Origin of the sequence: Aquimonas sp. (genome assembly GCF_044377145.1) — a bacterium.
Classification (GTDB): domain Bacteria; phylum Pseudomonadota; class Gammaproteobacteria; order Xanthomonadales; family Xanthomonadaceae; genus Aquimonas.
Map to the genome: position 1 here is coordinate 12,920 of NZ_JBILJQ010000022.1, position 25,194 is coordinate 38,113.

General features: G+C 66.2%; 20 protein-coding genes. 8 read left to right on the top strand and 12 right to left on the bottom strand.

All coding sequences use genetic code 11. The features are described from left to right. Nucleotides 1–105: 105 nt before the first annotated feature. The 3 genes from ACIQ7H_RS08880 to ACIQ7H_RS08890 are packed head-to-tail and all read right to left on the bottom strand — an operon-like array spanning nt 106 to nt 5,198. Complete coding sequence (locus ACIQ7H_RS08880) at nt 106–2,088, bottom strand: UvrD-helicase domain-containing protein (protein WP_395790512.1); 1,983 nt, start codon at nt 2,086–2,088, stop codon at nt 106–108. 51 nt (nt 2,089–2,139) lie between these two features. After that, the gene (locus tag ACIQ7H_RS08885; RefSeq protein ID WP_395790515.1) at nt 2,140–4,614 is read right to left on the bottom strand and encodes an Ig-like domain repeat protein; all 2,475 of its coding nucleotides are present in this window, start codon (nt 4,612–4,614) and stop codon (nt 2,140–2,142) included. Further along, the gene (locus tag ACIQ7H_RS08890; protein WP_395790517.1) at nt 4,611–5,198 is read right to left on the bottom strand and encodes a hypothetical protein; all 588 of its coding nucleotides are present in this window, start codon (nt 5,196–5,198) and stop codon (nt 4,611–4,613) included. Before ACIQ7H_RS08890 ends, ACIQ7H_RS08885 begins: the two co-directional genes overlap by 4 nt. 148 nt (nt 5,199–5,346) lie before the next feature. On the opposite strand from ACIQ7H_RS08890, the gene ACIQ7H_RS08895 reads away from it, so the two are divergent. The 6 genes from ACIQ7H_RS08895 (at nt 5,347) to ACIQ7H_RS08920 (ending at nt 10,470) form a co-directional block, all read left to right on the top strand. Continuing rightward, complete coding sequence (locus ACIQ7H_RS08895) at nt 5,347–5,967, top strand: thymidine kinase (RefSeq protein WP_395790519.1); 621 nt, start codon at nt 5,347–5,349, stop codon at nt 5,965–5,967. Nucleotides 5,968–6,041: 74 nt separating this feature from the next. After that, entirely contained in the window at nt 6,042–7,661 is a 1,620-nt protein-coding gene (locus ACIQ7H_RS08900; RefSeq protein ID WP_395790521.1) for an AAA family ATPase, read from the top strand. A 9-nt stretch (nt 7,662–7,670) separates the two neighbouring features. Further along, the gene (locus ACIQ7H_RS08905; RefSeq protein WP_395790523.1) at nt 7,671–8,444 is read left to right on the top strand and encodes a general secretion pathway protein GspB; all 774 of its coding nucleotides are present in this window, start codon (nt 7,671–7,673) and stop codon (nt 8,442–8,444) included. A gap of 10 nt (nt 8,445–8,454) precedes the next feature. Further along, the gene (locus ACIQ7H_RS08910) at nt 8,455–9,144 is read left to right on the top strand and encodes a rhomboid family intramembrane serine protease (protein WP_395790525.1); all 690 of its coding nucleotides are present in this window, start codon (nt 8,455–8,457) and stop codon (nt 9,142–9,144) included. Nucleotides 9,145–9,255: 111 nt separating this feature from the next. Beyond that, on the top strand, nt 9,256–9,579 hold the full coding sequence (locus ACIQ7H_RS08915) for a DUF1820 family protein (RefSeq protein WP_395790527.1): 324 nt from the start codon (nt 9,256–9,258) through the stop codon (nt 9,577–9,579). Between the two features lie 36 nt (nt 9,580–9,615). Beyond that, nucleotides 9,616–10,470, top strand: coding sequence for an NYN domain-containing protein (locus ACIQ7H_RS08920; protein WP_395790529.1), 855 nt, complete (start codon nt 9,616–9,618; stop codon nt 10,468–10,470). Between the two features lie 54 nt (nt 10,471–10,524). Here the strand turns inward: ACIQ7H_RS08920 and ACIQ7H_RS08925 are convergent, their stop codons facing one another. Both ACIQ7H_RS08925 and gap read right to left on the bottom strand, forming a co-directional pair. Then, complete coding sequence (locus ACIQ7H_RS08925; RefSeq protein ID WP_395790531.1) at nt 10,525–12,057, bottom strand: alpha/beta hydrolase; 1,533 nt, start codon at nt 12,055–12,057, stop codon at nt 10,525–10,527. 61 nt (nt 12,058–12,118) lie between these two features. Beyond that, on the bottom strand, nt 12,119–13,132 hold the full coding sequence (gene gap / locus ACIQ7H_RS08930; RefSeq protein ID WP_395790533.1) for a type I glyceraldehyde-3-phosphate dehydrogenase: 1,014 nt from the start codon (nt 13,130–13,132) through the stop codon (nt 12,119–12,121). A gap of 212 nt (nt 13,133–13,344) precedes the next feature. Here gap and ACIQ7H_RS08935 point away from each other — a divergent pair, with 212 nt between their 5' ends. Beyond that, complete coding sequence (locus ACIQ7H_RS08935) at nt 13,345–14,151, top strand: S1/P1 nuclease (RefSeq protein WP_395790535.1); 807 nt, start codon at nt 13,345–13,347, stop codon at nt 14,149–14,151. Nucleotides 14,152–14,234: 83 nt separating this feature from the next. Here ACIQ7H_RS08935 and ACIQ7H_RS08940 read toward each other — a convergent pair whose 3' ends face one another. The 7 genes from ACIQ7H_RS08940 to ACIQ7H_RS08970 form a co-directional block, all read right to left on the bottom strand. Further along, on the bottom strand, nt 14,235–14,954 hold the full coding sequence (locus ACIQ7H_RS08940) for a CsgG/HfaB family protein (RefSeq protein ID WP_395790537.1): 720 nt from the start codon (nt 14,952–14,954) through the stop codon (nt 14,235–14,237). 157 nt (nt 14,955–15,111) lie between these two features. Beyond that, nucleotides 15,112–15,933: an amidohydrolase gene (locus ACIQ7H_RS08945; protein WP_395790539.1), complete on the bottom strand. Its 822-nt coding sequence runs from the start codon at nt 15,931–15,933 to the stop codon at nt 15,112–15,114. Nucleotides 15,934–15,936: 3 nt separating this feature from the next. Further along, nucleotides 15,937–17,085: a pyridoxal phosphate-dependent aminotransferase gene (locus tag ACIQ7H_RS08950; RefSeq protein WP_395790541.1), complete on the bottom strand. Its 1,149-nt coding sequence runs from the start codon at nt 17,083–17,085 to the stop codon at nt 15,937–15,939. 152 nt (nt 17,086–17,237) lie between these two features. Then, the gene (locus tag ACIQ7H_RS08955; protein WP_395790543.1) at nt 17,238–21,365 is read right to left on the bottom strand and encodes a S8 family serine peptidase; all 4,128 of its coding nucleotides are present in this window, start codon (nt 21,363–21,365) and stop codon (nt 17,238–17,240) included. A 560-nt stretch (nt 21,366–21,925) separates the two neighbouring features. Further along, a complete protein-coding gene (locus tag ACIQ7H_RS08960; RefSeq protein ID WP_395790545.1) occupies nt 21,926–22,408 on the bottom strand; it encodes a hypothetical protein in 483 nt (160 codons plus the stop codon). Between the two features lie 218 nt (nt 22,409–22,626). Further along, nucleotides 22,627–22,758: a hypothetical protein gene (locus tag ACIQ7H_RS08965; RefSeq protein WP_395790547.1), complete on the bottom strand. Its 132-nt coding sequence runs from the start codon at nt 22,756–22,758 to the stop codon at nt 22,627–22,629. Between the two features lie 85 nt (nt 22,759–22,843). Beyond that, on the bottom strand, nt 22,844–23,077 hold the full coding sequence (locus ACIQ7H_RS08970; protein ID WP_395790549.1) for a hypothetical protein: 234 nt from the start codon (nt 23,075–23,077) through the stop codon (nt 22,844–22,846). 170 nt (nt 23,078–23,247) lie between these two features. Here ACIQ7H_RS08970 and ACIQ7H_RS08975 point away from each other — a divergent pair, with 170 nt between their 5' ends. Next, the gene (locus ACIQ7H_RS08975; protein ID WP_395790551.1) at nt 23,248–25,191 is read left to right on the top strand and encodes a M2 family metallopeptidase; all 1,944 of its coding nucleotides are present in this window, start codon (nt 23,248–23,250) and stop codon (nt 25,189–25,191) included. The last annotated feature ends 3 nt before the right edge of the window (nt 25,192–25,194 follow it).

Consider the following 25,194-nt stretch of genomic DNA (forward strand, 5'->3'; position numbering starts at 1 on the left):
GCGCGCCGCGCTGCGACGCCGGTGCCACCATCCGCAACTCACACGCATAAAGTCTGCGCACGCCTGCAGATGACAGGCTGGCGCTGCGCACAAGGCAGGCGCCACTCAATCGCCCAGCAAGGCCGCCAGTCGCGCCATGTGCGAGGCCGCCACATCCTCCTTGCGCTCGGCGTCCTTCTCGGCATCGCGGCCGATCCAGTGCAGCTCGGCGGCCGGGAGTTCTGTCAGAAAGCGGCTGGGCTCGTTGCGCACGACCTCGCCGAAGCGCTTGGCGCGCTTGGGATAGGACAGGTGCAGCAGCTCCTTGGCGCGGGTGATGCCGACGTACATCAGCCGGCGCTCCTCCTCCAGCCGTCCCTCGTCGAGGCTGGCCTCGTGCGGCAGCGAGCCCTCGTGCACGCCGATGATGAACACATAGCGGAACTCCAGACCCTTGCTGCCGTGCAGGCTCATCAGCCGCACGCTGGGGCCGGGATCATCGCGATCAGAGTGACTGAGCAAAGCCAGCTGAGCCGCCAGTTCACCGGGGCCACCTCCGCCACGCGCGGCCTCCAGCCAGCCGGCCAGCTCCTCCAGATTGCCGCGCCGGCGCTGGAACAGGCTGTCGTCGCGCGAGGTCGCGCGCACCTCGGCCAGCAGCCCGGAATCCTCGATCAGCTTGCGACACAACTCGCCGGCCGGCAGCGCGTTCGAAAGCTGGCGGAAGCGCCGGATCAACTGCGCGAAGCCATCCAATGCCGCCGAGGGCCGCGCTGGCAGCGCCTTCAGCACCTCGATCCGTTCGGCGGCTTTCAACAGGCTCTCGTGACGTGCGCCGGCCAGTTCGCCGAGCTTGGCCAGGGTGGTGCTGCCAATCTCACGCTTGGGCGAGGTGACCGCGCGCAGGAAGGCCGCATCGTCATCCGGGTTCGCGACCAGGCGCAGCCAGGCCAGGGTGTCCTTGACCTCGCCGCGATCCAGAAAGGCCGTGCCACCCGCCAGGTGATAGGGAATCCGCAGCAGCTGCATCGCTTTCTCAAGCGGCCGCGACTGGTAGTTGCCGCGGAACAGCACGGCGAAGTCCGTCCAGGGCGCGCGGTGTTTCTCGGCGAGATGCGCGATCTCGGCGGCGACGCGTTCGGACTCGTGCTCGTCATCGCGGCATTCGAACACGCGGATGGGCTCGCCCTCGCGGTGCTCGCTCCACAGCGCCTTCAGATGCTCGTGAGGGTTGTTGGCGATCAGGGCATTGGCCGCACGCAGGATGCGCTTGGCGCAGCGATAGTTCTGCTCAAGCTTTATCAGGCGCAGGTTCGGGTAGTCGACGCTGAGCTGGTTCAGGTTCTCCGGGTTGGCGCCGCGCCAGGCATAGATTGACTGGTCGTCGTCGCCGACGCAGGTGAAACGTCCGCGCGGCCCGGCCAGGAGCTTGACCATCGCGTACTGGGCCGGGTTGCTGTCCTGGTACTCGTCGACCAGCAGGTAGCGCAAGCGCTCGCGCCAGGCCATCGCCAGCGTCTCGTTCGCACTCAACAGCGCAACCGGCAAGCGGATCAGGTCGTCGAAATCGAGCGCATTGAAAGCGCCCAACCGACGCTGATACTCGGCGTAGATCTCCGCCGCCTCGCGTTCGCGCGGGCTGTGCGCGGCGGCCATCGCCTGTTCGGGGTTCAGCACATCGTTCTTGGCGCGGCTGATCAGGCCGCGCACGCCGTCGATCACATCGGGCTTGGCGCCCTTAGGCAGCAGCTCCTTGATCAGCGCCGAGCTGTCGTCGGAATCGAAGATCGAGAACCCGCGGCGCAGGCCGGCGGCCTCGTGTTCGATCTGCAGAAACTTCAAGCCCATCGCATGGAAGGTGCAGACGGTCAGCTCCTGCGCCTGCTCCGACTTCATCAGCTTGCCGACCCGCTCGCGCATCTCGCGCGCGGCCTTATTGGTGAAGGTAATCGCCGCGATTTTGTTTGGCCCAAGCCCGTCCTCGCGCACCAGACGGACGATTTTCTCGGTGATGACCTTGGTCTTGCCGGAGCCGGCGCCCGCCAGTACCAGCAGCGGGCCGGTGCGGTATGCCACCGCAGCGGCCTGTTGGGGATTGAGTCCGGACATCAGTGCTCGAAAGCAGAAGCGAAGGCTGCGGATTCTACGGTGCTATCGCGCTCATTCCTCGTAGGCCTCGAAGCCGCTGCTGAAAACGATGTCGGCACTCACGCTGTGCGCCGCGCTGGTGTTTGAGGGCAGATACTCGGCGCTACCCGCGTACTGCGCCTGCAGGCTGCGCGGGCCTGCGTCGCCCAGGTTGAGCACGCAGAAGCCGGCGGCGACGCTGCCGCTGCAGGTTTCGCCGGCCGCCGCCGTGACCGTCACCGTGCCGCTTGGCTGGCCGGCGCCGGGCGCCAGCGAAAGCACCTCGAAATCGATCCGAGAGTTGCTGCCAACCGCCGAAGGATTCGGAAAACTGCGCAGGATCCGGATTTGCGTGTTCGCCGGATTCACCTGATGCGCGGTCGTGCTCGTGCTGGGGGCGAAGTTGGCCGAGCCCGAAAAAGTGGCCGTCAAGGTGCGCAGACCGGCCTGCAGCGAGCTGAGCTGACAGGCACCAAAGCCTGCCGACAGCTGACTGCTGCAGCTCTGGCTGCCGTCCGACACGCTGATGCTGCCGTTGGGAATGGCGTTCGGACTGCTGACATTGAAGAACACGGTGTAGTTCTGGCCCACCAGCGAGGGGTCCGGACTGTCGCCCGTGATCGAGGTTACGGTGATCGCAGGATTGACCTGATGCGGCAGGTTGCCGGTTGAGCCGCTGAAGTTCGCATTCTCGGCGTAAGTGACGGTGAGTACGCGCTCGCCCTGTTGCGACAGCGTGAGCGAGCAGCCGCCCGCGGCAACCGTGGCGGTGCAGGTTTCCGGCCCGCCGCTGGCGCTGACCGTCGCGCTACCGCTGGGCTGGGCGGTGCTGGGTGCAAGCGCGGTCACTGCGAAGTTCACTGTCACCGGTTGGGCGAAACCCGATGGACTCGGCAGAGCCGAGACGATCACCGAACTGGTGCTTGCGCGGCTGACCAGGTGGCTGGCGGTGCCACTGCTGGCGCCAAAGTTGCCGCTGGGGCTGAAGCTCGCGGTCAGCGTCTTGGTGCCGGCGCTGGTCGAGTTCAGCGCGCAGCTCATGCTGCCGCTCGCCAGTGCGGCGGAGCAGCTGACGCTGCCGTCGCTGACGCTGACCGAACCCGTCGGTGTGCCTGCAGATGCGCCGACCTGCACGCTGACGGTATAGGGCTGACCCACCACGGTGGCGCTGGGATCGCGCGCGGTGATCGTTGTGATGGTCGGCGTGGTGTTGCTCACGGTGTGGGCAGCCGTACCCTCGCTGTAGTCGAACCCGCCGCGACCGAAAAAGCGCGCGCTCAAGGTTCGATTGCCGCCGCTGCTGCCGCTGAGCTGGCAACTGCCCTGCCCGTTCATCGCCGAGCTGAGCTCGAAGCTGCAGCTGGCACCGACGCCGTCGCTCACTTCCACCGTGCCGAAGGGATTGCCGTCGATATTGATCCCGGAGCCCTCCTGCACGCGCACGTTGACGCTGTAGTTCTGGCCGACCGGGCTGGGGTTCGGCGCGCTGGAAGTGATTGCGGTGGTGGTATTCGGCCCGGGTGAGTAGTACCAGTTGATGCTGTTGTTCATCGCCACCTGGGCCTGCACGATGCGCCAGTTGTCATTGCTGCCCAGGCTGCTGGCACTGACACCGCAGACGGCAAAGCCGGTGCTGCTGTCGATCCGGATCCGCACATTGCAGGCCACATTGCCCGGGTTGTTGAGACGACCGACATAGCGCAGCTGATAGCTGTAGTCATCGCCATTGCCCTGGCTGCGGTTCAAGCCGGCACGGGCGAGCCGCAGCGTCATCAGGTCGTCGTGCAGCAGATTGCGCTTGGCTTCGCGTGGTGGTGTGCCCTGCTGCATAACCGCCTCGGCATCGGCGAAGCCCAGGGCATTCATCACGTCGCGGTCGCCGTTGGCGGCGAAGTTGTGGCCGGCCGGCAGAAAGTTCAGCGCGCGCGCCATGGTGCTGCTGTCGGCGGTGGCCAGAAACACGCCGGGATTGTTCTGCCCGCGGATATACCAGTGCAGGTTGACATCATCGCCGCGCACATCGTCGCGCGAGCCGTGGATACCGTCGCTGCCTGCGCCTTGATTCAGCACGCCATTGCCGCCGGGCCCACTCTTGGTGCCGTTCGCCTGCGGATCCGACAGCCCGGACTCGCTGGCATGGTTGACATGGTTCAGGCCCTGGCAGTGGCCGATCTCATGCAGCAGCACCGATTCGAAATCGTAGCGCCCACTGGGTATATCGCTGGCGTTGTTGAGGCCGAAATTGTTGGCGGCCAGCGAACGTCCGCGGTTGAAGGTGGCGATCGCCTTGATCACCGCCGGCTCGGCCTGCACGGTCAGACTGCTGTTGACGCTGGTGTCCAGACACACGGTGAGGTCGGCCAGGCTGCCGCCGATGCCGCTGTAGACCTGCGGGTGCGCGACTGCATCCGGGAAGTCTTCCGCGAAGATGAAAGCACCACCCCAGGCCTGCGGCGACAGCAGGCAGATCGCCCCCAGCAGCGGCAGCCGCATCCTTGATGCGCTCATGGCTGCACCGCCACGGCCTGTAGGCCGTCGAGATCATCCAGCGCCAGCATCGCGCGCACCGCCTGCGCAGCTTCGGCCACGGCCGGCGCATCCGGATAGAACACCTCGTACTGGAACACCGAATCGAAGCGCAGCTGGTCCGGCTTGCGGCCGTGGAAATCCAGGACATAGACGGTCGGATGGGAAATGTAGTGCTTGAGTGGCGCGGTGCCGGCGGCGCGACTCGCCGTCGCCTCGGCCTCGGCTGCTGCCAGCACTGCGTCGGCCCGCATCGTACGCAGCGATTCCGAGCCGGTCACTTGCATCAGCATGGCCATCTGTTCGCCCTTCACCACGCCGCTGAACTGCCCCGGCGCGCGATGAAACCCGGGCCGGCGGATCGTCACGCAGCCACTTTCGTGCAGCCGGATATGCAGGCTGCGGTCCTCGCTGCGGACGTGGTCATTGACGACTCGCAGGCTGAGCAGGGGCGGATCCTCCATTGCACACGATGCCGTCGCCTGCAGCGGCGCAAGCAACAGCACAGCATGCAGAACGGCGGAGGTTGAAGGCATCAGGCGCAGGCGCGCGGCCGGTGTCGACATGGCGAGAATCTCAGCGGGGCTTGAAGTCGGGCATTCTGCCTGCAGGCACGCTGCAGCGCTGTGGCGACCGATCAAGGGTGTCAAGCCTGTGCCCGAACGGCAGTGCTCGGGCATACTTCGGGCGCGATTCAAGGCCCCGAGGCGCCACTTGGCAAAGCTCTATTTCTACTACTCGGCGATGAATGCCGGTAAGACCACCACCCTTCTTCAGAGCGCGCACAACTACACCGAGCGCGGCATGCGCACGCGCATTTTCACCCCGCGTCTGGATGATCGTTACGGTGCAGGAATCGTTGCCTCAAGGATCGGGCTGCAGGCTACCGGGGTGATTTTCGAGCGCCAGGACGAGCTGCTGGAGATGACCCGCCGCGACATCCAGGCCCATGGTCCGCTGCATTGTGTGCTGGTGGATGAGGCGCAGTTCCTCAGCAAGGCGCAGGTCTGGCAGCTGACCGAGATCGTCGACACCCTGAAGATTCCGGTGCTGGCCTACGGCCTGCGCACCGATTTCCGCGGCGAGCTGTTCGAGGGCAGCCAGTATTTGCTGGCCTGGGCGGACTCGATCACCGAGATCAAGACCATCTGCCACAGCGGCAAAAAGGCGACCATGGTGGTACGGGTCGACGCCAATGGGCGGGCTATGACCGAAGGCCCTCAGGTCGAGATCGGCGGCAACGAGCGCTACGTTTCGGTGTCGCGGCCGGAATTCAAGGCGATCATGGAGGGCCGCCACAGCATCGAGCCGCAGCAGCCGCGGCTGGCGCTTTAACCCCTTCATAACAAAACCTGCGAACGCTCCGGCCTACAGTGCCGCCGTCTGAATCCCTTCTCTTGGCCGCCTGAATGTATCTGCAGTTCTACGGCCTCACCGAGCCGCCGTTCTCGATCACGCCGGACCCGCGCTTCGTGTTCCTGTCGGAACGCCATCGCGACGCCTTGGCACATCTGCTGTATGGGATCGGCCAGGGCGGCAGCGGGGGCTTCGTCCAGCTGACCGGCGAGGTCGGCACCGGCAAGACCACGCTGTGCCGCCTGCTGCTGGAGCAGATGCCCGAGGACACCCGCGTCGCTCTGGTGCTGAACCCGCGGCTGTCGCCGGTCGAGCTGGTCGAGACGATCTGCGAAGAGCTGAAGATCGATATCGAGGCGGTGCGCGGCAGCCTCAAAGGCCTGGTTGATCGCCTCAACGCGTTCCTGCTGAAGGCCTACGGCGACGGCCTGCGCGCGGTGCTGATCATCGACGAGGCGCAAAGCCTGTCGTTCGAAGCGCTGGAACAGGTTCGGCTGCTGACCAATCTGGAAACCGCCACCCAGAAGCTGCTGCAGATCATCCTGCTGGGCCAGCCGGAGCTGCGCGAGACCCTGTCGCGACCAGAGCTGCGCCAGCTGACCCAGCGCATTACCGCACGCTTCCACCTGACCCCGCTGTCTCCGGACGAAACCGAAGAGTACCTTCGCCATCGCTTGGCGGTCGCCGGCTGCCGGCGGTTTCCGCTCAGTCGGCTGGCGGTCAAACGCATCCACCAGCATGCGGGCGGCGTACCGCGACTCATCAATGTGATCGCCGACCGCGCCCTGACCGCCGGCTACGTTAACGACCTGCCCCAGATCGGCGAGCGCGAAGTCGAGCGCGCCGCGCGCGAGGCAATGGCCTCACCAGCGCGGCGGGCCCGGCCTTGGCTGCTGGCGGGTAGCGTCGCCGCTGTCGTCGCAGTGGCAGGTTGGTTGCTGATGCGGCCGCACAGCGCCGACGAGCAAGCTCAAGCAACCCCGGTCGAGATGGCGCAGGAGTCAGCTTCAGAGACGAGCAACAGCGCTGCCGGCGCACGCCCACAGCTGGATGAAAACGATCTCCGCTCGCTCATCGAAGGCAGCCGCAACACCCAGTTCACCGCCTGGAACAGCCTGCTGGCGCTGTGGACACTGCGGTCCAGCGAGGCCGATGTACGCACCGCGCAGCGCTGCCCGCCACAGTTGGCACCGGGCGTGTTCTGCCTGCGCTCAGCCGGCAGCCTGACCAAGCTCGAAAAATTGCGTCGGCCGGTCCTGCTGCGGCTGTCATCGGGCAACCAGGAGGCCTGGGCCGTGCTGCTTGGCGCCGGTGAGCGTCGCGTGCGTCTTTCCATCGATGGCGAAACCGTTGAAACCAGCCGGCAGCGCCTGGAGCGCCTGTGGCTGGGGGAATTCCACGCACTGTGGCGCGCCCCCGCCTTCATCAGCGGCAATCTGCGCCGCGGCGACAATGGCGCTGCCGTCGACTGGCTGACTGCGAGTCTGGTCGAAGCCGGGCATCTGACTGCCGCGGTCACCGGGCCGCAAAGCTTCGATGCGGCGCTGGAGCAGGCGGTGCGGCGCCTGCAGGCGGCGCACGGGCTGGTGCCGGACGGCATCGTCGGCCCGGAAACGCTGTTGGCCGCCACCAGCCATATCGACCGCGGCCCGCGCCTGCGGCGCCTGCGCTAGGGGCGCCGGATGTCACTGATCCTCGAAGCGCTGAAGAAATCCGAAGCCGAACGCAGGCTGGGACATGTGCCGGGCCTGCTTGATCAAGGCCCCTTGCAGCGGCGTCGGCGCGGCACGAGCACGCTGCGCTGGATGGCGCTGCTGTTGCTGGTGCTGGGCGTGGCAGGCGCTGCGTTCTGGTTCGGCCAACGCAAGGCCTTGAAGCAGGAGGCCTCGCCCGCCGCAATCGCGGTAGACGCACCTGCCGCGACGCCCGAGCCCGTACTCCCGAACCCACCCGAACAGTCCTCAGCCAGCACGGCATCAGCGACTGCCGCTGTGCCTGCGGCTACGCCGATTAAGGTGCCGCCCAGTCGTCTGCCGCGCGATCCAGGCTTTGCCAGCATCGAACGCGAATCGCGGGCGCAGGTCGCGACGGCACTGCCGCCACCGCCGGTGACCCCGCCTGCTGCGGCGCCGGCGGCATCCATCGCTGCCGTGTCACCGCTGACGGCCTCGACCGCAGCCACGCCACAGGCAACGACCGAGCCGGTGCCAGCAGCCAGCGCCGAAAGCCTGCCCCATGTGTCCAGCCTTGACCCCGCAACACGCGGTCGCCTGCCGCCACTGAAGGTCAGCATGCACGTGTTCACCGAGGAACCCGCCGGTCGCGTGGTCATCATCGACGGTCGGCGCTTGCGCGAAGGCGACACGGTCAGCGACGGCGTGCGGCTGGCCGCGATCCGTCGCGACGGCAGCGTGCTGGAGATCGACCGACGCCGCCTGCTGCTAGTTCGGCCATGAGCGTATCGACTTGAACGTTTTTATCCACGTACCTTCGCGCCGCAAGCCACCGCTGCCCTGGGTCACGCCGGTCATCGTGGCCCTCAGCATGGGCGGTTTCGTCTGGCTGGCCACGCTTGATCTCAGCACACGCGCCAGCATGTTGCTGAGCTGGGGCACGGTGCCGGCCTCGCTGTTTTCGCCCGCGCTGATTACCACCGCCCTGCTCGACGGCCGCGCCTTCAGTCTGGTCAGCGCCTTGTTTCTGCACGCCAACTGGCTGCATCTGCTCGGCAATCTGCTGTTTCTGCTGATCTTCGGCCTGCCCGCTGAGCGCAGCCTCGGGCCGGTCCGCTTCCTCGCCTTGTTCTTTCTGTGCGGCGCCACCGCCAACCTGATGGCCGCGTGGTCACTGGATGGCACCGCGGCCGTGATCATCGGCTCCAGCGGCGCGGTGTCGGGTCTGATCGGCGCGTTCCTGGTGTTGTTCCCGCGCGCCGAACTCGCCATCGTGCTGCCGCTGGGCCTGTTCCTGGAATTCGTGCGCACGCCAGCATCAGTACTGATCGGCATGTGGGCGCTGCTGCAGCTGATGTTCGCATTCGTCGGCCCGACGTTCGGCGCCGTCGCCTGGTGGGCGCATCTGTCCGGCTTCGCCCTCGGCATGCTGCTGGCGCTGTCGATGCGGCGCGGCGTGGCACGCAAACTCCGACGCTCCTGAATGCCCGAACGGACACACTAGCGGTCGAACTGGGTACAAGCACGGACAGAAGTTTGGGCGTGGCGACCGTCCCCGCCTATACTCCGGGGTTGGTCCTGCCTTGATCCATCCATGTCCAACCACCGGCTCTTCAAGCTCACCTTCCACAACGGCGGCAAGATCTACGAGCTCTACGCACGCCGCGTGGTAAGCAGCAGCCTGTGGGGATTCACCGAGGTCGCGGATCTGGTCTTCGACAGTGCTGAATCGCTGGTCGTCGACCCCACCGAAGAGCGCCTGAAGGCCGAGTTCGCGGATACACGAATCTTGCATCTGCCGATGCAGTCGATCATCCGCATTGAGGAAGTCGAGCGTCGTGGCCAGCTCAGCATCCGTGACTCCACCACCGGCGAACGTGTCATCACGCCATTCCCGATGCCCGGCAAACCGCGCTGACCGCGCCCCAACCCTCAAGACCCTATGGACGTTTCCATGAACCGAGTCGCCGTATTCATCGATGCCGGATACCTGTACGCATCGGCGATCAAGCTGTTGACCGGCATCAAGCAGTCGCGCAGTGCGATCACCCTTTCGTACGAGGAATTCCTTGAGTACATCATCAAGCAATCCGAAGCCCTGACCCGGCGCGAGCTGCTGCGCGTGTACTGGTATGACGGCACTTCGTCCGGGCCCACCGGCGCGCACCGCAAGCTGGCCTACCAGTCCAATGTGAAGCTGCGCCTGGGCATGGTCAGCTTGGCTGGCGAGCAGAAGGGTGTGGATTCGCTGTTGATCATGGATATGGCCAACCTTGCACAGAACCGCGCGATGAGCGACGCGGTGGTGCTGACCGGCGATGAGGACATCCGCGTCGGTGTGGTACTTGCGCAGCAGTACGGCGTACGCGTGCACCTGATCGGCATCGCCGACCCCGACGGTGAGCGCAACCAGAGCTCGATGCTGCAGCAGGAAGCCGATACCACCGGATTGATCGGCATGGAGGAGCTGACCCGCTTCGCCACCGTCAACGACCGCTCCGCCGGCGAAGGCGATGAAGACGAATACGGTGAGGATGCGGGCGCAGCCGCCCTGGTCCAGCAGCTGCTGGACGAAGCAGCACACAGCCTGATCACGATGCTGGGGCCGGACGAGCTGATCCATGCTCGGGTCAGCCTGGGCACCGGCGCGCAATCGGTGCCGCCGCTGCTTGATCGCCAGCTGTTGATGGTCGGACGGCAGCGCATGCAGCGCGATTTGATGCCGCATGAGAAGCGCCAGCTGCGCGCCCGTTTCGTGACCCAGCTGAAGCGCGCCGCGCCCGATCCAAATGAGGCGATTGAAGCCTGAGCGTAGCCGCGAAGCCGCACGTGCGCTGGCGCCCTGCTGTTCGGGGCGCCGCAGTCAGTGACAGGCCTGCGGCTGTGGTGTCAGGCCTGAGTTGAGAAACAGCCCGACCTGTCGCGCCGCACAGTCATCCAGGTCGGTCAATCCGTGGCCACTGCGCGGCAGAACTAGGCGCGAAAGCTGCGGAAACGATTGCGCCGCTTGCAGCGCTGGCGTGGTCGGCGTCCGGGGATCGAACTCCGCCGCCAGCAGCAACACCGGCTGCTCGATCACGCTTGCAGCGAGAGGTTCCGCGCGCACACCGAGCCGGCCGCAGAACTGGTAGGCGACCTCTGGCAGCTCCAGCGCAGCACGCCACTGCGGATGTCGCGCCAGCAGTTCAGCCTGCTGCTCGCGGCGAACCGGTGGATTGTCACGACACTCGATCAGCGCCTGCGCCAACGTGCTGAACTCGGGGTCATTCATCAGCCACAGCCAATCGGTCAAGACGCTGGGCCAGACCTCATCGAAGCGGCCGTCGGCTGCCTGCTCCAGCAACATGTGCAGCTCTGCATAGCCCTTGCCTGCGGTGAGCTCGCTTTCGATCACGCTCAGCACGGTCTCGGCGCGAATCTGTAGCTCGCGCACCGGCGAGCCATCCTCAGGGTAGCCCTGCAGTTCCAAGGGTTCGGCCAGTACAACCCGCTGCATCGAGTCGTCGAGCCGCTGCATCGCCGCATCCAGCAAGCCGCGCAGTCCGGACGGTGCCGGGGCACAGCCACTGCGCTGCGCACATTCGCGTTCCATGGCGTCGAGAATCTGCACGAAGTCATCGGCGAAACGCGACTGCAAATCGACGCCGGCTGGATAGAACCCGTCCAGAACGACTCGTGAGACTTCGGGCAAGGGTTCGGACAGCATGACCTGGGCCAGACGGCTGCCGTAGGAGACGCCGTACAGGCGCACCTCCGTGTAGCCGAACTCTTCGTGCAGCGCCTGCACCAGTTCGCGCAGGTCCTGCGCCGCCGTGCGGGTGGAGTACAGGCCTTGGCGACGTTCCGCCTCCGGGACTTCAGTCGCGCAGGCCTCCATCAGCGGCATCAGCCGAGCCCAGCTGTCCTGCGCAGAGACGCCGGTGATCAACTGATGCAGGTATTCGCTATCGGCCGCCCCACAGCCAAGGCGAGGCACGGCATAGCCCGTGCCGCGCTGGTCGTACAGCACTAGGTCGTGGTCTAGATCGAGCCGCTGCATCCACTCGCGCCAGTAGGGCATAGCCTCCTGATACAGATAACTGGAGCTGCCGGGGCCACCACTGAGATAGACCGTCACTGCCTGCGAGCGCTTGATCAGCCCAGCGCGCAGCAGCACCAGTGGCAGCGCGGTGCGCGACTCACCCTGCAGGCTCGGATACAGCCAGGCGCAGTCGCTGCGCTCCAGCCAGCCGTCGCTGAACCAGCAGCGCACTTCGCGGCTGGTGCGCCCGGCTTCGCGCGTGTCGCCCTCCAGCCGATAGGTCTCGATGTCGTAGCGGAACTGCTGCAGCAGGGGCTCGATGCCGATCGCCAGCAACAGCAGCAAGGTAATGGCGGTGAACAGGAACTTCTTCATTGCAGATACGCGAACGCCCACCGCTGGGTGGGCGCTCGCTGGTTCCTCGTGGCGGTGAACCTCAGCGCGCGGCGACCAGGGCCACGGCCATGTCGAGCATGCGGTTGGAGAAACCCCACTCGTTGTCGTACCAGCTCAGTACCTTGACCAGATTGCCCTGCATGACCCGGGTCTGGGTGGCGTCGTAGACCGAGCTGTGCGGGTTATGGTTGAAGTCAACGCTGACCAGCGGCTTGGTGTTGATGTCGAGGATGCCCTTCAGCGGGCCTTCGGCGGCAGCCCGGACCAGCCCGTCAATCTCGTCCTTGCTGGTCGCGCGCTTGGCGACGAAGGTCAGGTCAACCACCGACACATTGATGGTCGGCACCCGCATCGCGAAGCCGTCGAGCTTGCCGTTCAACTCGGGCAGCACCAGGCCGACAGCGGCCGCCGCGCCGGTCTTGGTCGGAATCTGGCTCATCGTGGCCGAGCGTGCGCGGCGCAGATCGGAGTGGTACACGTCCGTCAGCACCTGGTCATTGGTGTAGGCGTGGATGGTGGTCATCAGGCCGTGCTCGATGCCGATGGCGTCGTGCAGGACCTTTGCCAGCGGTGCCAGGCAGTTGGTGGTGCAGCTGGCGTTGCTGATGACTTCGTGCGCGGCCTTCAGCTGGTCGTGGTTGACGCCAAACACGAAGGTGCCGTCGACATCGCTACCGCCGGGTGCGGAGATGATCACCTTCTTGGCGCCGCCCGCGATATGCGCCGCGGCCTTGGCCTTGGTGGTGAACAGGCCGGTGCACTCGAACACCACGTCGACGCCGTGCGCGCCCCAAGGCAGCTTGGCCGGATCGCGCTCGGCGAACACCTTGATGCGGTCGCCGTTGACGATCAGGTCGCCGCCGTCCACCGAGACTTCGCCCGGGAAGCGGCCGTGGGCGGTGTCGTACTGGGTCAGGTGGGCATTGGTTTCAGCGTCACCGAGGTCGTTGATGGCGACAATCGCGATCTCGTGGTTGCGCTTGGCTTCGTACAGCGCACGCAGGATGTTGCGGCCGATGCGGCCATACCCATTGATCGCGACCTTGATCGTCATTGTTCGAATCCTCGGAGTTTGGCTTCTGCAAGCCGGAAGGGGCGTTGACTGCAAAGCGCCGATGCGCGTTCCAGTCTGGCCCGACATTGTAGTGCCGGCCCGCTCACATTTCGATCCGAGCGGTCGCACACTGACTTTCCGGACTGTCGCCATGGCGATCCAGGGTCAAAGCTCTTCAGCCGTTCGACTCGCTGCCGAAAACCTCACGAATCATGCGCATTCGCAAACGCCTATCCGCCGCCTCCTTCCTCGCGCTTGCGCTGACGGCTTTTGCCAGCCCCGCCGCCGCCTGGAGCGCCAAGGGCCATCGCATCATCGCCGAACTGGCTGAGCGTGAACTCAGTCCGCAAACGCTGGCAGCGATTCGTACCCTGCTGGCGGACGAACCCACACCGACACTGGCTGGAGTAGCCACCTGGGCTGACGAAGTCCGCGACCAGGAGGCCTGGCGCCACACCGCGCGCTGGCACTTCGTCAATTTCCCGCGCGGGGACTGTCGCTACCGCGCCGCTCGCGACTGTGCCGACGGGCGCTGCATCGTCGCTGCGATCGAGTCCCAGCGCGCCGTGCTGGCCGATCGCCGAGCGCCCGCGGCGCAGCGCGTGCAGGCGCTGAAGTTCGTGGTGCATATGGTCGGGGACATCCACCAGCCGCTGCACGCCGGCTACGGCGATGATCGCGGCGGCAACGACACCCAAATCCGCTTTGATCGGCAAGGCTCCAATCTGCACGCCCTGTGGGACGGGCTGCTGTTGGACACCCGCCGACTCGACTGGCAAGAGCATGCACGCGTCATCGCCGCCACAGGGCCGCTGCCGGCCGCAGGCAGCATGCGCGGTCCGGTCGCGCAAGGCTGGGCCGAGGAGTCCTGCACGGTGCTGGACAGCGCACGGGTCTATCCGGGCGAGCGCCGCATCGACCGCAGCTACGTCGAGCGCAGCCTGCCCGTGGCCGAGGCCCGGATGAAACTGGCGGCCGCCCGCTTGGCAGCAACGCTGGAGGCGGCGCTGAGTCGCTGAGGTCTCGCGTCGCTCGCCCCAAACGCACTGCGCCCCGGCAAGCCGGGGCGCAGCAACGTCAACACGATTGCGATTCAGCGACTTCAGTCGACGCTGAGCGATCCGCGGGTGCGCTCGCGGCGACGGTCGTCGGCGGCGTCGAACTCACGCATGCAGCGATCCTGCTTGACCATCACGCACTCGAGGTAGTCCGTCGCCATGACCAGAGCGGCGCGGATCGCCTTGCCGGCCGGGGTGTTGTTCTCGTTCGCCAACGCGCCACCAAAGCCGCCGCGATACAGGCCGATACTCATGCCGCCGCTCTTGGCTTCGCCTTCGATGGTGCGGACGAACTCGATCTCGCCGGTTTCGCTGTTGACCACGCGCAGGTCGACCGCGACATAGGCCTTGCTCGATTTGCCGCCCAGCGACACACCGCGGAAGCTGATGCCGCCGCCGGTGCTGGCGGTGTCTTCTTCATAGCTGGTGACCGTGCCCATGACCAGGTACTGCGCGCCGGTCAGCTGGCCGATGCGCGCGCCTTCACCCGGGCGCATGCGGCCCGACGCAGCCAGGTTCTGCTCCTCCATCACCGACTCCAGGCGCGAACGCTCAACCACGCTGAAGGCACGGGTGGCGACCAGTTCGTTCGACAACATGCCGGACAGCTCCCAGCCGACACCGCCGCCCCACCAGCCTGCGCCGGATTCGTTCTTGAACTCGTCCACCGCCACGGTGATGCGCTCCCCACGCTGGGCGTGGACGCTGCCGGTGGCGACCAGACCGGCAACCGCAAGCGCGCAGCCCATCATCAACTTGATCATCATTGTTCTCCCTGTTGAACCCCAGGGCTGCGCCGATGCGAGGCAGCCGACTGAAAAACCCCGCTTGAAAGCCTACGCCTTCCGGGGCACTCAGACATCAGAAACGAGACATGAAGCAAATTCAGGCCATCGGTCACGCAAACGAATGCGATGGCGTTCAGGCAGGCTCCGGCGAGTTCTCGATCAAGGCGAAACGGTCGGCATCGAGCTGGGCCGGGAAGCGCAGCCTGTGCGCCATCAGCGCAGCGGCATCGAGCTGGGCGGTAGCGACCTGCGCTTGCGCCCCCAACTCGATGATTGGCTGACCGAGTGCGTCCAGCACCACGCTATCGCCTGCATATGCAAGTCCGTTGCCGTCCACACCGACACGGTTGACGCCAATCACACAGGCGAGGTTTTCGATCGCACGCGCTCGCAGCAGGGTCTGCCAGGCGTAGCGACGCTGAGCCGGCCAGTTGGCCACCCACAGGATCAGGTCGTAGTCGAATCGCTGCGCTGCGTGATCGAACACGTTGCGGGCAAACACCGGGAAGCGCAGGTCATAGCAGACCTGCGGACAGATCCGCCAGCCCCGCCATGCAAGCGTGAGCCGCGGGCCGCCGGCGGCGTAGCGTTCGTGCTCGCCGGCCATGCGGAACAGATGGCGCTTGTCGTAGTGCTGCAAAGCGCCGTCCGGCGTGGCGAACAGCAGGCGGTTGAACACCTGACCGGCTTCGCGGATCACCATCGAGCCAGTGACCGCGGCATCGGTCTCGCGTGCCAACTCACGCAGCCACGCGACACTGGGGCCGTCCATGGTTTCGGCGTCGCCGATGGCCTCGTTGGAGAAGCCCGAGGTGAGGGTTTCCGGGAGAACCACCAGATCGGTCTGCCCGGCCAAGGGTCGAACGAGATCGCCGTACAGCTCGCGATTTCCAGCCGGGTCGTGCCAGACCGTTGCGGCCTGGACCAGGGAGACTCGCAGATCGGAATTCGGCATGGCCTAGACCTGCGCCAGACGTTCGACGGCCGCGGCCATCGTCGCTTCGGTCTTGGCGAAGCACAGGCGCACGATCCTTTGCCCTTTCGGCGGCGCGGCGTAGAACGGCGACAGCGGGATCGCGGTGACGCCTTTCTCCACCGTCAGCCAGCGGCAGAACTCGAGGTCATCGAGATCCGAGATGGCGCTGTAGTCAACCAGCTGGAAGTAGCCACCGGGCACCGGCAGGCAGCGGAAGCGGGTGCTGGCCAGCTGGGCACGGAAGGCATCGCGCTTGTGCTGGTAGAACAGCGGCAGGTCGAGATGATGCTCGGGATGCTGGTCCAGCATTTCCGCCAGCGCCCACTGCGCCGGCGCGAAGCTGCAGAACGTGACGTACTGATGCACCTTGCGGAACTCGGCCGTCAGCGCTGCCGGAGCGACGGCATGGCCCAGTTTCCAACCGGTGCAGTGGTAGGTCTTGCCGAAACTGCTGACCACCACGCTGCGTGCGGCCAGCTCCGGATGGCGCAGCACGCTCATGTGCGGCTGACCATCGAACACGATGTGTTCGTAGACCTCGTCCGACAGCACCACGATGCCGGTGTCGCGCACGATGTCGGCGAGGGCATCGAGATCGGCAGCGGCAAACACCGCGCCAGAGGGGTTGTGCGGCGAGTTGATCATGATCATCCGCGTTTTCGCGCTGACCGCTTCGCGCACGAGCTGCCAGTCGACGGCGAAATCGGGAGAGGACAACGGAACATGGATCGCTAGCGCTCCCGCGAGATCGATCGCCGGTTCGTAGCAGTCGTAGCAGGGATCGAGCACGATCACCTCATCGCCAGCACGGACCAGCGCATGCACCGCCGCGAAGATCGCCTCGGTGGCGCCGCTGGTGACGGTGATCTCGCTGTTGGCATCAATGCGCGCGCCGTAGAGGGCCAGCGTCTTGGCTGCGATCTGCTCGCGCAGGGGCTGCACGCCATGCATCGGCGCGTACTGGTTACGCCCGGCGCGCATCGCGCGGATCAGCGCTTCCTGCAGAAACTCGGGCGTCTCGAAGTCCGGAAAGCCCTGGCCCAGATTGACCGCCCCGTGCTGCATCGCCAGCTGGGACATCACGGTGAAGATGGTGGTGCCGACCTTCGGCAGTTTGGTTTCGACCTGCATGGGGCGTCTGTCCGGAAGAGAATACGGGCGCGCAAGGGTAGCCGAACCAAACTACCGCGCGTACCACGATCACGCGGACGATTCGCCCTGTCGAATGCTCTAAGGGGCGCGCCCGGCGTCGAACACCGAGCCAGCGTGGCAAACCGCTGCCATCAGGGACTGCAGCCCGTGGGATCCGACAGTCGGTCCAGTGAATGCGTTCGATCCCAGCGTCCGCTGAGCGGCCCAGCCAGCTCCAGCGAGGCCGAGATGCTGCCCGACTGCAGGTCCGGGTAAGTCACCTGCAGCAGGCCGATGGGTGTTGTCGTCGGCGGGGCATAGGTGCACAGCGGGCAGGCGCCGCTGAACTGGAGCATTTCCAGTGCGGCCGCACCGAGCGGCGAGCTGCTGCCAAAGCTCCATCGAGCGGTTCCTTGATCGTCGTAGAAGAACAGGCCAACCGTTTCAAGTGTGGACGAGGCATCGATGCTGTAGCCAAAGCCCGAGTTGCGTTCGTCGTACCACAGCCCTCCCAGGTCGAGCGACCCGACTGTACCGGCCGCACACCGATCACTGCCGATCCAGATCAGGGGCTCGCTGCCGGACTGCCCGTCAAGCGTGAATGCGTACTGCAGGCTCTGGCTGTCTGAAACACTCAACGTCGCCTCTCCCACCACGGTGGGATGGACAAGCTGGCCGTCCCAGCTGTAGCGACTGAGCGGCACCGTCCATTGCGCCTGCGAAAGCGCGGGCTCCGGCGCCGAGCCGATGTACCAGGTCGGAGTTCCATCTTCGAGGTAGGTGTACCAGAGCAAGCCCCAATTGCCTGCGAAGCCGAAAAGATAGACGCCCGATCCCGCACGTGCAGGGTTGAACCAAGCGCCGAAACGCGGTTGTGATCGTTCCACCCCGTGCTCAATCGTTGCTTTGATCCGCACCTCAACGGTGCCGCCGCTGTCGTTGACGGGTGTCAGGTACCAGCGACCCGAGCGCAGCGAGGAGCCTTCGATGCGCAGCGGTGAGCTGTCGACGTCCACGCCGGGCGTGGCGGCCGTCGGCTCGGGTGCCCAGGCAACCTGCGGCTGCGCCGGCCAAGGTATGCGGGAGGCATACATCCTGACCCCGGCAGCTCCACTGATGCTCGCCTGCAGCAGGCGAGACCCCGGAGGCACATCGATAAAGAGCGACTGATGCGAGCTGCCGGGCGCAAGCCGCAGCCGCTGCTCCCGACCGCTCACCAGCAGACGCGATGCGGCCTGCGAGCCGACCCGACGCAATTCAACCGGTATCCGCGCGAAAGGCTCCAGCTCGGGCCGAGCCCGCAGGCTCAACAGGGTGACTCGGCGCTCACCCTGCAGAAAACCCGGATCATCCCAGGACAGCCGAAGCTGGAAGCGACTGAGGGCGGCGACACGCGCGGGCCCCGTGGCGACCGCGTCTGCCGTCGCGGAGGGCTTCGGGTCCAGCAGTTGCGCCTGCAGCCGTACAGGGTCGGGCGATGCAGAGCCGCCGCTTGCGCTGACGTTCTGCACCAGCACCCACACCGTCTGCGCGGAGCCCGACTGCAGGATCTCGAGATTGCAGCGCCGCTGTGCTCCGGCGCCGGTGCCGACGCACAGGCCCTCGCCAGCATCCGGCAGGCCGTTGGCGTTGTAGTCGATGCCGACAAACAGGGCGATCTGACGCGCCGAGCCGGAGCTGGCGCTTGCGTCCAACAGAAACCGGCGGCGCGAACCCTCAACCGCCGCCGGCACTCGCTGGGTCGAGAAGAAGCTGCCGCTGCCGATGTTGTCGTAGACCGAAGTCGGCGTTGGGTCTTGCGCAATGGAACGCAGCTCGTCGATCGGTGCGCTCAAGGCACCGGCTTCCGCTCGCAGATGGGTCAGGCGCGCAAGCCCTTCGAATGTGACATCGATGAAGCCAGCATCAGCCGCCACGTCGAAAGCAAGCTTTTCAGGAAGTTCACCCGGCTCGGCAAACACACCCAATGGCAGAACGGTGTCGCCGACGGTGCCCGGACCGCTCACGCGCGTGAGCCGGATCTGTCCATCCAGCCAACGGCCAAGGCCGCCGCTCTCGCGCAGGTCGACATCGAAGCTGAGCCGTTGGCTGCCGCCAGCGCTCAGCTCGAACTCCTCCGGGCTGACCCGAACGGCCCCCTCGGCAAGCTCAACTGTGGCCCGCCAGCGTCCTCCGCCCGCAAGGTCGGTAACCGTGCGCGCAAGAGTGCAGCGTTCGAAACAGCGCTCATGCACCAGACCGGGAAGATTGAGGTCGCGTGGCTGACCGCCGAGCGCAGGCCGAGCAGCGCGAAAATCCGCGCCTGTCACGTCCAACACCAAGCCGGCGCGCGCCGCGGCTGCGACATCCAGCCCGCCTGCCCCCCCGTCGATGCGACGCGCCGGGCTGAACCCGTCCGATTGCCGCAGCCCCGGTCGCGCACTGCCCATCAGTGCGGACTGAATCTGATTGACTCGCCACTGCGGTTTAGCGGCACGAAGCAGTGCCGCAGCGCCGGCGACATGGGGCGCAGCCATGGAAGTGCCGGACATCACCACCTGAGAACTCGCGGATACGGCCGCGGCAAGGATGCTGGTGCCGGGCGCGGAGATCGACGGCAGCATGACCCCACCGAAACTGACCGGCCCGCGCCCGCTGGAGGTAGCGACGCGATCGGCGAGCCGAGCGTCCTCAATCAGGCTGGCGCCGCCAATGCGCGCGCTCTGCCCTCCCTGCTGAAGCCACTGCAGCAGCAGCTGCCCTGCGGCGAAGCCGAGGTGGGTTGCCGGCAGGGAGTGCCGGTCTGCGGCCACATCCTCGCCATCGCCGACGGTGTTGAGCAGGATCATGCCGCCGGCGCCAGCGCGGCGAACGTTGTCGCTCTTGGCCAGTCGCGCCTGGGTGCCACGCAGGCACACGACGATTTCGCCATTGAAACGATTCGGGTTGTCGGCCCATGGGTTGGAGCTGCCATCCGGTTTACCGGCGGCATCGAGACCGAGCCCCTCAGCCACACCGCAGCCAGGGAAATCCTGCGGGACCACGATTCGCGCAGGCCCGTAACCGCTGGTGTCGCCCGCACCGATGAGATTGCCGTCCTGCGGCGGCGCAGCGCTGCCACCGCTGAAGTCGAGCAGGCGGTTGCCGATACTGCGGTTGTGGGTGGTGTTGGCGACGCTGATCACCCAAGGCGAATTGCCTGGCGAGGTGACCGAGCCAAGCGCCGGGCCCGCGTTGCCGGCAGCGACCACAGCAACGATTCCCGCCTCCCGCGCTGCCAGCAAGGCCAGCGCGTCGCTGGTGCTCCAAGGGTCGCGAGGGTCACCGCCGATCGAATAGTTGATGACATCCACACCGTCAGCGATGGCGGCGTCGATGGCCGCCAGCGTCCAGCTGCCCAAGCACTTGGCCTCGCGTTCGCAGGCCTTGTAGCTGATGAGATGCGCATGTGGCGCGACCCCCGAAACCTCGCGAGTGAGGGTTTCCGGGCCAGCCGAAACAGTAGCCAAGCGCCGGTTGCCCAGCGCAATCGACGCGACGTGCGTGCCGTGACCGTCAACGTCCAGGCCGTTGTTGGGTTCAGCACTCGATCCGCCGGTGGTCAGGTCACGCAGGCCGATCAGCTTGCCGTTGCAGGGCGCTGTATTGGCGGTCAGACACAGCGGCGTGGACAGCGCCCGCGGGCTGCTGTGGACATGAGCATCCATCGGCCCGAGCTGCGCGAAGGCGGCATGGCTCGCGTTGACGCCTGTATCGATGACGCCGATCACGATCCCTTCGCCTCGGGTCGGAACGCCCTCCTCGCCGCTCCACACTGCCGGCGCATTGACCCACGCGGGCCCGACATCGGTTTGCGGCCGCCGCACGAAGTCCGGCTCGATTCGGCTGACCTGCGGCAGATCCGCCACGGCCGCGGCTTCGCTGGGCTCCAGATCGATCACCAGCGCGTTCAAACCGAGGTCGAGGCTGAGCGTCGGCGCTACCGGCCGGCCCAGGGTTCGGCCCGCAGCCTGCTGAAACTCAGCGCGTTCCCCGGCCAGGTGACTGCGATAACTCTTGACTTCGGCCGCCTCGACGTCAAAGCGCAGGCGGCCCGTGGTCGCAGCGTGGGTGGGCTTCAGCAGTCGCTTCGCGGCCGGAGCATCTGCACCAAACCCTTCAAACAGCGTGGCGGGTGGTGAGGCGAGGTGGACGATATAGGCGGTGCGCGTCGGCACCGCCTTGTTGGCGAGCGCAAGCCCTGGAGTGGCGAGGAGCGCAACGACAATGGGGGAATACGCGAAAAATCCGGGGGATGACATGGCAATCGCCGCAGAGGTGTATGGGAACGAAGGCCCGAGTGTAACTTCTTGTGGCAAAAGCGAAAGTGACGACTGAATCAGTTGCGCACAGGCTTCGCCCTCGGTTCAGCCGTGTTGCAGCGCAGCGATTCTGCGGCCGGGAATCTGCCAGCTCGACTTGCAATACAGCGGGCTGGTGCAGGAACCATGGTCACGCCGGATCGCTTTCCTCATCGTCGATATCGACAACGGAACCGAACCCCACGCTACGCCGATAGGGCATCTCGATCCCGACCGTGCAGCCGCCCGCATCGATGGCGGCCACCGATTCCCACCGCGCGTCCCAGCTGCTGTCCTCGTTGCCGTTGGCGCCATCGTCGGCAGTGTCGCCTCGACCGCAGCGGCTGCATAGGCTCGTACGTGGGCGAATGCAGGCCGCAGGGTCAGGCTGGCCAACAGAAGAGTCGCGCTGGGCCGGACCAGATTCCGCGTGTGCGCTCGTGGTCAGGAACCGGTTGCCTCGAATTGATGCAGCCAAACCGCATTCGGCTTACTGATTGGCGGCATCGCGGGACGCGCAATCACGCGGGCTCGCGATCACACGATCGATTCGAGCGCTGCGCGGCCGCCTGGTGCAGCTCGACCTGCAGTTTCAGCAGGCTGTCCTGACTGACCTGGATCAGCCCGCGCCGCGGGCGATCGAGATCGACCACCACGAAAGCCAACAGCGCGATCTGCAGCACCAGCGCATGGGTGATAGCGGGTGGCCGCTCACTGGCAATGCCGACCGCATAGACGACGGTTCCGGCGGTCAGCACGAAACTCGCGAGCAGCAGGAGCAGAATCAGCCCGGGCACCTGGCGCTTGAGCTCGGCATCGCGACATTCGAGGCTGTCGATGGTGTCGTTCAGTGCCTGCAGGGACAGTCCGGTGCGGGCTGGCGCCGGATCGATCTGCGCGGCATCGACGCCGAGGGTCCGCAGCCGCCCGAGCAGCGCGGCGGATGGTGCGATCAGGGCATCGCGCTCGCTGAAGCGATCCGGACTTTCCCGGCTCGCCGCCACTCGCAGGTCCACATGCTCGGTGAGAAGCCGCTGAGCCGGCCCGCGCTGTGCTGGGGGGAGCAAATCCGCACGCAGCAAGGTTGTGCCGATCGAGTTGGCTTCTTCGATTTCAGTATCGCTGCGGCTGTCGAAGCGCTGCAGCACAAGCGAAAGCGTGAATCCCGGCAGCAGAGCCTACAGACCGGACAGCGAGCCCAGCGTGTTGCCGGCGTGGCTCTTCAGCGCCTCGCTGGCGCGCACGGCGCGACGCCGCCCAAGCCAGGCGCCCAGCTCTCCAGCAAGGCCAGCATCAGCACCACCAACGCGCCGATCAGCACGCGCGCATCCATGGCGTAAAGAGTGTCGTGCACAGTCACCTCGTTGGGGCGCTGGGTCCGTGTGCGCTCGCCCGCTACGGTGGTGCTGGTGCCACCCACATGCAGCGCAAGAATGGGCTCAGCCGCCGGCGTCCTTGATCGCCTGTCGCTGTGCCTCGGCCTGGGCATCGATCTGTGCCTGAACCGCCTTGGCCCGCTCAAGCGCCTGCAGCTGTGGATCCAGCACGGTGGGCGTGCGGGCCGGTGGCGGCGTATCGACTTCGGCGCCCGGCGGCGCGGTTTCGGCAGCGCGACCGCAGCCGGCCAGAACAACCGAGGAGGCGAAGATCAGCGCGATGACTGGGCGGCACATAGAGACCCTGATGCAGGTGGCCGGATTCGGCAGCGGCCTGAGTCTGCGCGCAGGCGTGGCGCTACGACAAGGCCACCGGCAGGCAGCGGCAGCGGCGGTGGCACGCTTTCCGAGCGGCGCACAGCGAGTGCTACGCTTCGGCCCCCTCTCAACCACCGCACCGAGCCCCCATGCACGCCGTCCGCCCCCGCCTGCTGCCCCTTTCCGCGTGTCTGGCCCTCGGCCTTGCAGCCTGCTCTCCGCCGCCGCCTGCGGCAACGACCAATGCACCGGCCGCTGCACCGAGCGCTGCCGATGCCGATGCCCTCGCCGCCCGCATCAATGCAGAAAACCGCGCCGAGTTCGCCGAAAGCAACTCGGCGGCATGGCTGTCCCAGACCTATATCGGCGACGACAGCGCACGCGTCGCAGCCAAGGCCAACGAGCGCGGCCTGACCCGGTTGAACGGCTATCTTGAAGCCGCTCGCGCATTCACTGGCCTGCAGCTGTCGGATGCCACGGCGCGCACCCTGCACCTGCTGCGGCTGTCGACCTCGATGCCCGCGCCGACTGACCCGGCCAAGCTGAGCGAGCTGGCCGCGCTGGCGACGCAGCTCGACGGCATGTATGGCGCCGGCAGCTACTGCAGCGACCCGCAGAACCCGTCGACCTGCAAGCAGATCGGCGAGCTCAGCGAGGTCTTGGCCGACCCCGATTCAAGCTACGCCGAGCAGCTGGAGGCCTGGAGCGGCTGGCACAGCATCGCGGTGCCGATGCGCGCGCCGTATGCGCGCTTTGCTGCGCTGCTGAACGAAGGCGCGCAGGGCATGGGCTTCGCCAATGCCGGCGATATGTGGCGCTCCGGCTACGACATGCAGCCGGATCCCTTCAAGGACGAAACCGATCGCCTGTGGTCGCAGGTGCAACCGCTGTACGAACAGCTGCACTGCTACACCCGCGGCAAGCTCGAAGCGAAGTACGGCGAGCAGTGCTCGGTTGGCGGCCTGCTGCCGGCGCATCTGACCGGCAATCTGTGGCAGCAGGACTGGAGCAATCTGTGGCCGATCCTGCAGCCCTATGCCAATGCCGGCTCGCTCGACATCACCGCCGCCCTGCAGGCGCAGCGTGATGCGATGTTCAAGGCCGAGGTGGCGAAGCTGGGGCCATCGCCGACGCCCGAAGCGCTGGTTGAAGCCGGGCGTGCGGCGGATCTTGAGATCGCCACGGCGATGACCCGCCGCGCCGAGGAGTTCTACGTCAACCTCGGCATGCCCAAGCTGCCCGACAGCTTCTGGACCAAATCACAGCTGATCAAACCCCGCGACCGCGATGTGGTTTGCCACGCCAGCGCCTGGGATATCGACCTCGCGGGCGATGTGCGGATCAAGATGTGCATCACCCCGACCGAGGAAGAGTTCACCACCATCTACCACGAGCTCGGCCACATCTATTACTACCTGGCCTACAACCACCTGCCACCGATGTTCCAGTCGGGCGCACACGACGGATTCCACGAGGCGATCGGCGACACCATCGTGCTCAGCCTGACACCCGACTACCTGGCCTCGATCGATCTGGTGGAGGCCCCGCAGCAGTCGCAGGAGGCGGTGATCAATGCGCAGATGCGGCAGGCGCTGTCGAAGGTCGCCTTCATGCCGTTCGGGCTGATGATCGACCGCTGGCGCTGGGGTGTGTTCGATGGCTCGATCACCGAGGCCAACTACAACAGCGCCTGGTGGAACCTGAAAGCGCAGTACCAGGGTGTGGCGCCGGCCACGCCGCGCGGCGAGGACTTTTTCGACCCGGGTGCCAAGTACCACGTGCCGGGAAATACGCCGTACACGCGCTACTTCCTGTCGCACATCCTGCAGTTCCAGTTCTACAAGGCGCTGTGCGATGCCTCCGGCCACACCGGCCCGCTGTATACCTGCAGCTTCGCCGGCAATGCCGAGGCCGGTCGCCGCTTCTGGGCGATGCTGCAGCAGGGCCAGAGCAAGCCCTGGCAGCAGACCCTGAAAGAACTCACCGGCGGCGAACAGATGGACGCCAGCGCGGTGCTGGAGTACTTCGCGCCACTGCAGAGCTGGCTGCAGGAGCAGAACCAGGGCCAGAGCTGCGGCTGGCAGCGCGGCTGAGTC